Raw genomic sequence first — 11,355 nt, forward strand, 5'->3', positions numbered from 1 at the left:
AGTGCCGCGGCTGCAACAGCGGGGGGGCTGCCCGCAGAACGATTCCGTCCAGTGGGCGCCTTGAGCGATCCTTGAGGTTTCGGTCGCTAGTCGCTGGCCCCTCCGAGGGTATTCTGTGTGACAGCTAACGCGATCGTTGGGGCGTCTATTCACGGACGTAACAGTGCCGCATGAAGTACGGACTCGGCTCGCTGCCGAGCAGAAACGGGAGCCAGCATGACGCAGTCCGGCCCATCAAGCACACACGATGAGCTCGAGCGGGGGCTCTCCAACCGCCACCTGCAGCTCATCGCGATCGGCGGCGCGATTGGCACAGGCCTGTTCCTCGGTTCGGGCAAGGTCATCAGCCTCACTGGCCCGTCGGTGCTGTTCATCTACGCGGTCATCGGCTGCATGATGTTCCTGCTCATGCGCGCGCTCGGTGAGCTGCTGCTCTCAAACCTGAATTACAAGACCTTCGGCGACATCGCCAAGGACCTCATCGGCCCGTGGGCCGGTTTCTTCGTGTCGTGGACGTACTGGGTGACGTGGATCGTTATCTGCATCGCGGACATCATCGCCATCACGAGTTATGTCAACTACATCAACGCCGAGATCCCGAACTGGGTGCCCGCGCTCGTCACCGCCATCGTGCTCGTCATCCTCAACCTGCAGCCGGTGAAGTTCTTCGGCGAGTTCGAATTCTGGTTCTCGATCATCAAGATCGTCGCGATTCTCGCGCTCATCGTCACCGGAGTCATCCTGCTCGTGACCGGTTTCGAGAACCCGGACACGGGGACGAGCTCGTCGATCACGCATCTCTGGGATCACGGCGGCCTGTTCCCGTTCGGCGCGAGCGGATTCCTGCTCGGCTTCCAGCTTGGCATCTTCTCGTTCATTGGTGTCGAGCTCATCGGCACGGCCGCCGCCGAGACCAAGGATCCGCAGCACAACCTCCCGCGCGCGATCAACTCGATTGTCGTCCGCGTCCTCATCTTCTACATCGGCGCGCTCACCGTGATCATGGCGATCACCCCGTGGGACCAGCTCGACCCGGATCAGAGCCCCTTCGTCACAACGTTCGCCTACGCCGGCTTCGGTGCGGCGGCGTTCGCGATCAACCTCGTGGTGCTCACCTCGGCGGCATCGAGCGCAAATTCCGGGTTCTACTCAGGGACGCGCATGATGCACTCGCTCGCGCGCGACGGTCACGCACCGCGCGGCTTCGCGCTCACGGATTTGCGGGGTGTCCCCCGCCGAGCCGTGTTCTTCTCGACCGTTTTTGTGCTGTCCTCGGTACCGATCCTGCTGCTCGGCGACGGCGTCATTGAAGCGTTCACGTTCGTCACCTCGGTCGCTTCGACCTTCATTCTGTTCGTGTGGAGCATGATCGCGATCAGCTTTATCCAGTACCTGCGCCGCCACCCCGAACGGCACGCGGCATCGAGCTTCCGCACGCCACTCGCCAGGCTCACGCCGTGGGCGGTGCTCGCGTTCTTCGCGTTCATCCTCGTCACGCTGTTCCTCGCGGAGGACACGCGGCTGCCGCTACTGTTCACGCCCATCTGGTTCGCGCTGCTCGCCGTGCTCTGGCAGTTCACCAAGCGCCGCCTCGTCAAGAACGGCCAGCCTCTCACCGCCGCGGTCGACATCCCCGAGAGCGCAGGGCTGTAGCTCGCGGCAGCGCGTCGCTACAGGATCTCGATGCCTGCGGCGGCGAGCTCCTTGATCGCTGCAACTGAGGTCTCCGGGGCGACGCCAGCGATGAGATCGCCCCGCACCCGCACTCGGAGACCGAGCTCGCGTGCATCGAGCGCCGAGGCGCGCACGCAGTAGTCGGTCGCGATCCCGACAACGTCGAGCTCGGCGATGCCTGACTCGCTCAGCACCGCTGCGAGCGTGGGCCCGTCGCCGGCGATGCCCTCAAACGCGGAGTACGCAGGCTCGCCCATCCCCTTGCGGATATGCACGTCGATGCGGTCAATATCGAGCGCCGGGTGATACTGGGCGCCCATCGTGCCACTCACACAGTGCGCGGGCCAGGTTCCGGCGAAATCAGGATCGGTGCCCGCGGCCGCAAAATGGCCGCCGTTGTCACCCTCGGGATCGTGCCAGTCGCGCGATGCGATAACGATCGAGTACTGTTCGGCAGCGCGCTCGTCGCGCAGCAGCTCCGTCACACCCTTCGCGACCGCCGTTCCACCCGCCACTCCAAGGGCGCCGCCCTCCGTGAAGTCGTTCTGCACATCAACAATCAGTAGCGCACGGGACACAGCGATCCACCCCTCAATCTCCGCCGGATCGACGGCGGGTCTTGTTCGACCGGCCGACAGCGGATCCGCTGCGACCACTCACCACCATACGCGGCGAGCGGGAGGGTTGGCCAGAGCCTGAGTGGCGGCCAGCGCTTAGGCCTGGCGCACCGGGTTCTGGTGGTGCGAGAAGACGATGCTCGTGCGAGTCGACGAGACAGCCGGATGCGCCGACAGGTTCTCCATCACGAAGTCGCGAACGTGATCAGAGTCACGGGCGGCCAAGTGAATAATGAAGTCCTCAACACCGCCGAGGAAAAACAGCTGCATGACCTCCGGCAACGACCGGAGTTCGTCGCTCATCTCAGCGATCCGCTGGCGCGCGCCAGATCGGACCGTCACACTCACGAGTACCTGTAGGTCGAGCCCCATCGCGCGCGGGTCGACCGCCGCGGTGAAGCCCGTGATGACGCGACGAGAGACCAGGCTGCGCACCCGAGCGATACAGGTCGACGCCGCAACGCCGACACGCTCAGCGAGCTCGGCGTTGGTCATTCGACCGTTTGCCTGCAGTTCTTCCATGATCTTGCGGTCGACCGCATCCAGATCACTTTCGGGGCGCAGATTCTTCGATTCCATGCGAGAATTCCCTCTTCCACTTCGTGCGAGGTAAGCATAACAACTGATTCCGAAGAGAATTCACCAAATCTCTGCGGATATCGAATATACTTCAATCCTATCGCGTCACATCCGCGCTTTCGACCCCTTAGCTGGGGAAGTTCTGCGGATCTCGCGATGCATACACCCACCCGTTACGCATTTATTTGGAGAAGATCATGCGCGTCGGTATTCCCACCGAAATCAAGAACAACGAGAATCGCGTCGCCATCACGCAGGCGGGCGTCTTCGAGCTCAAGCAGCGCGGGCACGAGGTCTTCGTGCAGGCTGGCGCAGGCCTGGGCTCAGCGATCACTGACGATGAGTACGTCGCAGCTGGCGCGACCATCGTCCCTTCGGCCGACCAGGTGTGGGCTGACAGCGACATGATCCTCAAGGTCAAGGAGCCGATCCCCTCCGAGTACAGCAAGATGCGTAAGGGCCAGGTGCTCTTCACCTACCTGCACCTCGCAGCTGACAAGACCCTCTCCGAGGCAGTCGTCGACTCCGGCATCACCGCTATCGCGTACGAGACCGTGCAGCTCGCGAACCGTGGCCTGCCGCTCCTCGCCCCGATGTCTGAGGTCGCAGGTCGTCTCTCGGTCCAGGTTGGCGCGTACTCGCTGATGAAGGCAAACGGCGGCCGCGGCATCCTCCTCGGCGGCGTCACCGCGACCCGTCGCGGCAAGGTCGTCGTCATCGGCGGCGGCGCAGCGGGCGAGCAGGCAGCACGCATCGCATACGGCATGGGCGCAGAGGTCACCGTCATCGACATCTTCATCCCCCGCCTCAAGCAGCTCGAGGACGAGTTCAGCGGTCGCATCCAGACCCGCACCTCGAACAAGCACAACATCACCGAGGCCCTCAAGGAAGCCGATCTCGTCATCGGCTCGGTCCTCATCCCAGGCGAGAAGGCACCGAAGCTCGTCACCGACGAGATGGTTGCGCAGATGAAGCCGGGCTCCGTGCTCGTCGACATCGCGATCGACCAGGGCGGCTGCTTCGAGAACTCACGCCCGACCACGCACGACGACCCCACCTTCCCGGTGCACAACTCGATCTACTACTGCGTGGCGAACATGCCCGGCGCGGTCCCCGAGACCTCGACCGCAGCACTCACCAACGCAACCCTCCCCTACGTCGTCGCACTCGCCGACAAGGGCTGGGTCAAGGCGCTCTCGGCAGACGAGGCACTCGCGAAGGGCCTCCACGCACACGACGGCGTTGTGACCTTCAAGGGCGTCGTAGACGCGTTCCCCGAGCTGCCCTTCAAGGCAGTCGACGAGGTACTCGCAGCAAACGCGTAATCGCACAGGAGTACTCTGGATCCCATGGATCTTAAGTTCACCTTCGGAGGGGCATCACCTGATCAGCACGATCACGGTGGCGCCCCTTCGGGCATTCCGCTGCCCTTTGCTGGCGCGGCTTCGTCCCCAGTGTCGACCTCGAGCGAGCTCGACGTCTTCGTGCGGCTCGTCACCTCACCTGAGGGTTCGACAGCGGTCGCCGAGGTCGTCACCGGAGACGGCGTCACCTACACCCGCAGCGAGGTCGAGCTCAAGCGCCCGCGCGGCGTAGGCGGGCCGCTTCCCGTTGACTCGGGCGAGACGGTAGACCCGGCCGACACGGACGCGCTCATGCGCGCCGTACGCTCGGCGATCTCCCGGGCGATCGCGGGTCTCGAAGGCCCCCTTGCCCAGGCGATCACCTCTATCGAGCTTGACGTGCCCGGAGCCGCCGCCGTAGTTGCGGCGCTCGGCGCGGGTTCCGGTCCGGTCGGCGACCGCAGCATCGCTGGCACCGTCACCGAGGCGCTCCAGGCCCGCTTCGGGGTCAACGTGGGCACCCCGATCCGCGTGAAGTAGGCCCCTCGGGGTCCTCCCGGGCCTCACCGGTCGCCTCCAGGCCTCACCGGTCGACTCCAGGCCTCACCGGCCGACCCCGGGCCTCACCGGTCGACTCTAGGCCTCACCGTATGTGATCGACGAAAGCTATGCCAGAAACCACGGTTTCGGGCATAGCTTTCGTCGTTCCCTGAGCTACGAGCACGCAGAGTCACGCGCAGGCCCGGCCACGCGCCCAGGCCTGCCTGCGTTACCCCTGCTGGAAGCGGATGATGCGGTCGAGCGCTTCCGCGACCGCTGGCTCGCCTGCCGCGTACGACAGACGGACTGCGCGGTGACCGGCGACGGGGTCGAAGTTTCCGCCGGGGACCACCGCGACATCCGCGCCTTCGAGCAGTGCACGCGCGTAGCTTGAGGAGTCAGGGTAGCGTTCGAGTTGCGGGCCGAGCTCGGAATAGTAGTAGAACGCCCCGTCTGACGGCGCAGCGGTCCCCCAGTTTAGCGAGGGAGCGGCCTCGAGAATGAGGGCGCGGGCCTTCGCAAAACCCTCGACGACGCGGTCGCGTTCGGCATAGGTCTCTGCTGAGAACGAACGCATCGCGAGCTCCTGCGCTGGCGCTGGCGGCGATAGCGCGAAGTTCGAGGCGAGCGCCTCAAACGGGGCGATCAGGTCCTCGGGCAGCAGCGCCCAGCCAAGCCGCCAGCCCGTCATGCCCCAGTACTTCGAGAACGAGTTGATGACGATCGCGTCTGCGTTGAGTTCGACGGCGCTCACGCCGCGCTGATCAGGGCCCGCCTCTGCGTACGAGATGCCGTGGTAGATCTCGTCGCTGATGAAGCGCGCACCGTGTCGTGTGCACCAGTCAACGAGCGCCTGGAGCTCGGCGCGGCCGAGCATCGTGCCGGTCGGGTTGGCGGGCGACGCGACGATGAGCCCGGCGAGGTCGCCGTGCTCCCGAACCGCGGTGTCGAGGAGTTCCGGCGTGGGCTGGTACCGGGTATCGGGGCCGGTCGCGATCTCGATAACCTCAACGCCGAGCGCCGCAAGGATGTTCTTGTATGCCGGGTAGCCGGGGCTCACGAGCGCGACGCGGTCGCCCGGGTCGAATGCGGTGAGGAACACGAGCTGGAATGCGCCCGAGGATCCCGTGGTCACGGCAACGCGGCCAGGATCCACCTCGACGCCGTACCATTCGCGGTAGTGCCCGGCGATCGCCTCGCGCAGCGGCGTGGTGCCGAGCGGGCCCGTGTAGCCCGCGGGCTGCAGCGTGCCGGGCGCCGGGCGCGCGCTCGGCTCCCCCGCGCACAGCGAGACGACGTCGTGGCCGGCGTGCCGGCGGCGGGCGACCTCGTCGGTGATCTGCATGACCTCGAAGACCGGGATTTCGGAGCGACGCGACGCCCCGCGCATGGGCGTGATGAGCGCTGCGGCGGCACTCTGCGAGGTGCCGTCCGACTGCAGTGCAGTATCGGGCACCGGGGCGAGCGGCTTCGGGTCGAGTTTCATCGACGGCGGAGTCTTGAACGGGCCTGGAACCTTTACCATGACTCCACGTTACCCGCGCTCGGTGAGTCGAAGATAGCCCGAGAGTGCGGCGAGTCCTTCGGCAGAGGTCGGCAGCCCGTCGCCGAGGCCCGGCGCGGAGAAGAGATAGCTCGACCACTGCGCCCGGCTGATCGCCACGTTCAGGCGGTTTCGCATGAGCAGGAACTCGAGCCCGCGCGGCACGTCTTCTGGGCTGGACGCGGCAAGCGTCACGAGTGAAATAGCAGCCTCCTGCCCCTGGAATCGGTCGACCGTGCCGACGCGGACCGCGCCGAAGCCCGCGGCAGCGAGCGCCTCGGAGACGCACTCGACCTGCGCGTTGTAGGCGGCGACGACAATGATGTCGCGCTCCGTCAATGCACGTTCCACGGAGCCCCCGGCGCTGTCAGGCTCGCGGATCCAGGCGCCTGCGGCACCGTCGGGCTGCTCAGCATCGTGGTGCTGTTCGACCCCGCCGTGCTGTTCGACCCCGGCGTGCTGCTCGGCCCCGCGCGGCGAGCCGATCCCTAGGATCTCGCTCACCTTCGACACGACCGCCGCCGCCTCCTCGGGCGAACTGGTGGAGTTTCCGTAGTGCTCGACAGACTGCCAGTGCAGCCCTGCGGCCCCGGCCCCGAGGACCTCGCGCTCTGCGGTGCTCGGGTGCGCGTGCAGCCTGCCCGCGTACGAGAGCTCGGAGACGACGTCGGCGAGCGCCGGGTGCATGCGCCGGGTCTCGGCGAGGAAGTACCCGAGCGCCTCCGGCATGGTCTCGCGCGAGTCGAGCAGCCATGACAGCGCCGCCTGGTCGACGGGTTCGGGGTGGGAGCCCTGCGAGACCTGCGGCAGCTGCTGCTGGTCGCCGAGCAACAGCAGCCTGGTCGCGGAGACCGACGCCGCGATCGTGGGGGCGAGCGAGAACTGCCCCGCCTCGTCGATGACGAGCAGGTCGAGGCTCTTGCGGGCGAAGCGCCCCTCGTTCGAGAAGTCCCAGGCGGTACCACCGATGACGGCGCCCCGGCCGGCGAGCCCCTCGATGTAACGGGCGTGACCGTCGCGGCCGAGCACCGTGTAGCCGGGTTCGACGGCGTCGGGGCCGACCGATCCGCCCTGCGGCACCTTCGCGACGAGCCGCGGATCGAGGCCGGCAGACACGACCCCCTCGAGCACGTTCTCGACGACCTTGTGTGACTGCGCGACAACGCCGATGCGCCAGCCGTCACGCTCGACGAGCTGTTTGATGACGCGGGCCGCGAGATAGGTTTTGCCTGTTCCGGGCGGGCCCTGCACCGCGAGCGCCGCGTGGTCGAGTTCGCGGAGGCTCGCGAGCACCGCGCCGATCATCCGGGCGTCCTCGCTGCCGCCTGCCGCGAGCGCCTCATCCGAGTCAGGGTGCACGAGTCCGTCCCGCCCGGCGAGCCTGGGCTCGGCACGGGTAAGGAGCTCGTAGACAGGGTCGCGGAACTCGGTGCCGAGCTGGGCGGCCGTGACAAGCGCGCTGCCCCACTCCTCGATCGCGCCCTTCTGTCGCCCGGCTGGCGGCGGCGGGCCGGGGGTCACCGCGACGGGCAGCGTGTCGAAGGGCGCCGCGTCGTTCGGGAGCTTCTCCTCGATTGTCACACCGTCAGCGTGCCGCTCGACGATGTCCACCTGCCGCGCACCGCGTGCGCCAGGTGCCCCGCCCCACTGCGGGAACGGAGCGGGATGCTCGTACAGCGCGAACATCTGCGTGCCCGGCTTCAGCGAGCTGCCGGGCGCGACGGTGCCGCGCAGCCGAACACGCCTGCGCTCGATGCGGGCACGCGGCGGCTTGTGCCAGTCCTCGAGCACCGAGCTCTCGCTCGCCTCGACGAGCACGACATCGCGGGTGTCCGCCCACTCCTCGACGGGGTCGACGAGCCTGGCAAAGTGCGCCCACCAGAACGACTTCTGTTCGCGCTGGTGGTAGTCGATCGCGCTCGCGGCGAGCTTCAGCGCGGTGCGCGACGCGGGATCCTCCGCGCGTTCGGCCTGCTCGAGCAGCTGCTCACCGACGCGACTGAGCTCGACCGGGCGCTCGCCGCTCGGCGGCAGCAGCTCTGGCGCGACGGGTTCGATGCCGTGCTCCCGTGCGATGCCGAGCAGCCAGTCGCGCAGCCTGAGCGTGGAGACGCAGTCGTAACGGTTGTAATCGGCGATGTCATCGAGGCGACGCTGGCCCTCGGCGCGCGCCGCGTCGTCGCCGGATCGCAGCTGCTCGCTCGCCTCCGCGTACTCGACTACGGACTGGGATCCGCTCACGACGCCGTCCTCGGCGCGCACTTCGGCTCCCATGTAGAGCGGCTCAAGCTTCTTGATCGAGTACGAGCGGGAACCGACGCGCAGCGCCTGCTTCACAATCGGATACAGGTCGACGAGCACGTGCTCGCGGAGCAACTGATCCACCTCGGCCTCGCAGACGCCGTGTCGTGCGGCAATCGACAGCAGGTGCGTGCGCTCGTAGCTCGCGTAGTGGTAGATCCGCAGTCCCGGGTAGGCCCGGCGTCGCTCGGTGACGAGCGCGATGAAGCGTTCGAGCGCGGCCTTCTCCTCCGCGAGCGAGTGCGCCCAGATCGCGGTGAACTGCTCGTGCTCGTCGACCATGCCGAAGAGATAGTCGAGGTTCCACTTCGCGGTGCCAGCGTCGTCGGTCTCGCGATAGAACGGGTCGCCCTCGAAGTCGAAGAACAGGTCGCCGGGGTTGGGCTGCGGCAGCGCTGCGAGCGTCGCGGGGGCGACGACGCGCACGCTCGGCTGCGGCACCGATCCACCAGGAGCACCCGCCGCGACCGCCTCGCTCTCGACCTGCACTGCGGCCTGCAGCGCGACGCGCTCAAGCACGGCGCCGGTGAGGCCCGGAAGCGAGAGCGCGCCGCGTTCAATCTCGGGGAGCGCGGCGGCGACCGCATCGATGGTCTCGAGGCCCGCGGCCACCAGCGCCGCCCGCTGCCGGGGGTACAGCCCGGCAATGAGCAGCGGATCGCGCGTGCGCTGGATCTCGGGCTCGCACACCTCGCAGCGCCCGCACGCTGCGATGCCGGGCTCGCCCCAGGCAATCGCCGCAGCGCTCGCACGGTTCCCGTCTGCTCCGGTCGCGGCGAAGCGGTCGAGCAGGAGTTCGTGCAAGCGCGCACGGCGCCTGCGGAACACCGGGGCGATGTCCGCAATCTTGTGCGTCGCGCGCTCCCCCGAGCCGAGGATGAGCGTCGCCTCGCCCGCGACCGGCACCCCGATACGCTCGAGCTGCTCCACGTACGCGGCGAGCTGCATGAGCGCGGTCACCTTCGCGCGACGCGCAAGCTTCGTGTCCTGCACTTCATATGTGCCGTCATCGCGCAGCTCGAGAAAGTCGGCAAACCCGAGGAACGCGATCGCGGGCTCGGCCGTTCCGGGCGCGGGCGCACGCTGCGCGGGATCAAAGAACGTCGCTTGGAAGACGATCTTCGCCTGGCCGCGCAGAGCCGTGAGCGTTTCAGCGGCGACATCGCCGAGCGCCTCCGGGGTCATCGCATCGGGCCGACGAATCTCAACGACCCCGCCTGCGGCCCCGAGCGTCCCTTCGCCGAATTGCTCCCGCAGTTCGCGGAGCACCCGATCCTCATGTTCGTCGCCGAGGCTGCCAGCCCGTGCGAGCATCGCGTCGTCGTCGAGCGGCACCTCGACCTGGCGGCCGAGCTTCGCGTCGACGCGGCGCAGAAACGCGAACTCGCACATGCTCGCGGCGGTGAGGTCGCTCGCGCTGGTGACAAGCAGCGGCCCAGCCTCGGTTTCTCGTACGAACATCGCGCCTCTTTCGATTCCGGGATCCACTTCTGCCGATCCGCTGCCTCGACGCTACCGCGCACCACCGACAGCGGGGCGCAGCTACATCCGCGCGTCCACAGCAGTCGCCAAGTAGACTGGAAGGACCGGGGGAAATCCCCCATGACATATACCAACGCAGGAAGTACCAAACACCGCGTGACCACTCAGACTTTCGCCGATCTCGGCGTGCCCGCTCCCATTGCCCATGCGCTCGAAAAGAACGGGAAGACAGAGCCCTTCCCCATTCAGCGCGACACCCTCCCCGACACCCTGAAGGGGCGCGACGTTCTCGGACGCGGCCGCACGGGGTCGGGTAAGACCATCGCGTTCGGGATCCCGATCGCCGCCAACCTCGCGGGAGGTGAAGCTGGCATCGCTGCCGGTGAGGCCGCGAAGAAGCGTCGGCCCTCACGCCCGCGCGCCATCATCCTCGCCCCGACCCGCGAGCTTGTCACCCAGATCGCCGAGACGCTGAAGATGCTCGCCGACCCCGTCGGCCTGAAGGTCACGACGATCTTCGGTGGCGTGCCGCAGCGCCGCCAGGAGGCCGCGCTTGAGGCAGGCGTCGATATCGTCGTCGCAGCCCCCGGCCGCCTCGACGACCTGCTCAAGCAGGGCGTCATCTCGCTCGACGGCGTTGAGATCACCGTGCTCGACGAGGCCGACCACATGGCTGACATGGGGTTCCTCCCCGTCGTCACGCGCATCATGAACAAGACCCCGCAGAAGGGTCAGCGCCTGCTCTTCAGCGCGACGCTCGATAACGGTGTCGACAACATCGTGAAGAAGTACCTGCACGACCCCGTGCGGCACTCCGTTGACTCGGCAGAGTCGCCCGTGCCGCAGCTCACGCACCACATCTTTGAGGTGTCGGGCAAGGGGCCGAAGGATGCGCTCATCGAGGCGCTCGCGAGCGGCACCACACGCCGCATCATGTTTACGCGCATGAAGCACCAGGCGAAGAAGCTCGCCAAGCAGCTCACCGCCGCGGGCATCCCCGCGGTCGAGCTGCAGGGCAACCTCTCGCAGAACGCGCGCGACCGCAACCTCGCAGAGTTCGTCTCCGGCGAAGCACTCGTGCTCGTCGAGGCCGACCACATGGCTGACATGGGGTTCCTCCCCGTCGTCACGCGCATCATGAACAAGACCCCGCAGAAGGGTCCGCGCCTGCTCTTCAGCGCGACGCTCGATAACGGTGTCGACAACATCGTGCCGACGTACCTGCCCGACCCCGTGCGGCCCTCCGTTGACTCGGCCGCGTCGCCCGTGCCCCCGC

Annotated in this window: 8 protein-coding genes; 4 read left to right on the forward strand and 4 right to left on the reverse strand. The window is 67.3% G+C overall.

All coding sequences use genetic code 11. The features are described 5' to 3' along the window. The first annotated feature begins 216 nt into the window (after nt 1-216). Entirely contained in the window at nt 217-1,653 is a 1,437-nt protein-coding gene (locus AUL38_RS10940; RefSeq protein ID WP_059062099.1) for an amino acid permease, read from the forward strand. A 17-nt stretch (nt 1,654-1,670) separates the two neighbouring features. On the opposite strand, the gene AUL38_RS10945 is transcribed toward AUL38_RS10940, so the two are convergent. Together AUL38_RS10945 and AUL38_RS10950 are read right to left on the reverse strand one after the other, a co-directional pair. Continuing rightward, entirely contained in the window at nt 1,671-2,252 is a 582-nt protein-coding gene (locus tag AUL38_RS10945) for an isochorismatase family protein (protein ID WP_059062118.1), read from the reverse strand. A 135-nt stretch (nt 2,253-2,387) separates the two neighbouring features. Next, the gene (locus AUL38_RS10950) at nt 2,388-2,870 is read right to left on the reverse strand and encodes an Lrp/AsnC family transcriptional regulator (RefSeq protein WP_042543283.1); all 483 of its coding nucleotides are present in this window, start codon (nt 2,868-2,870) and stop codon (nt 2,388-2,390) included. Between the two features lie 197 nt (nt 2,871-3,067). Here AUL38_RS10950 and ald point away from each other — a divergent pair, with 197 nt between their 5' ends. Further along, nucleotides 3,068-4,195, forward strand: coding sequence for an alanine dehydrogenase (gene ald, locus AUL38_RS10955; RefSeq protein WP_059062120.1), 1,128 nt, complete (start codon nt 3,068-3,070; stop codon nt 4,193-4,195). Nucleotides 4,196-4,219: 24 nt separating this feature from the next. After that, entirely contained in the window at nt 4,220-4,753 is a 534-nt protein-coding gene (locus tag AUL38_RS10960; RefSeq protein WP_059062101.1) for a hypothetical protein, read from the forward strand. 229 nt (nt 4,754-4,982) lie between these two features. Here the strand turns inward: AUL38_RS10960 and AUL38_RS10965 are convergent, their stop codons facing one another. Both AUL38_RS10965 and AUL38_RS10970 read right to left on the reverse strand, forming a co-directional pair. After that, a complete protein-coding gene (locus AUL38_RS10965) occupies nt 4,983-6,278 on the reverse strand; it encodes a pyridoxal phosphate-dependent aminotransferase (RefSeq protein ID WP_083506803.1) in 1,296 nt (431 codons plus the stop codon). Between the two features lie 9 nt (nt 6,279-6,287). Next, the gene (locus AUL38_RS10970; protein WP_059062103.1) at nt 6,288-10,058 is read right to left on the reverse strand and encodes a TM0106 family RecB-like putative nuclease; all 3,771 of its coding nucleotides are present in this window, start codon (nt 10,056-10,058) and stop codon (nt 6,288-6,290) included. A gap of 141 nt (nt 10,059-10,199) precedes the next feature. Here AUL38_RS10970 and AUL38_RS10975 point away from each other — a divergent pair. Continuing rightward, the coding region (locus AUL38_RS10975) for a DEAD/DEAH box helicase (protein ID WP_369795306.1) at nt 10,200-11,355 on the forward strand (1,156 nt) is incomplete at its 3' end.

The sequence above is a fragment of the Leucobacter sp. G161 genome, assembly GCF_001482305.1.
GTDB lineage: Bacteria > Actinomycetota > Actinomycetes > Actinomycetales > Microbacteriaceae > Leucobacter.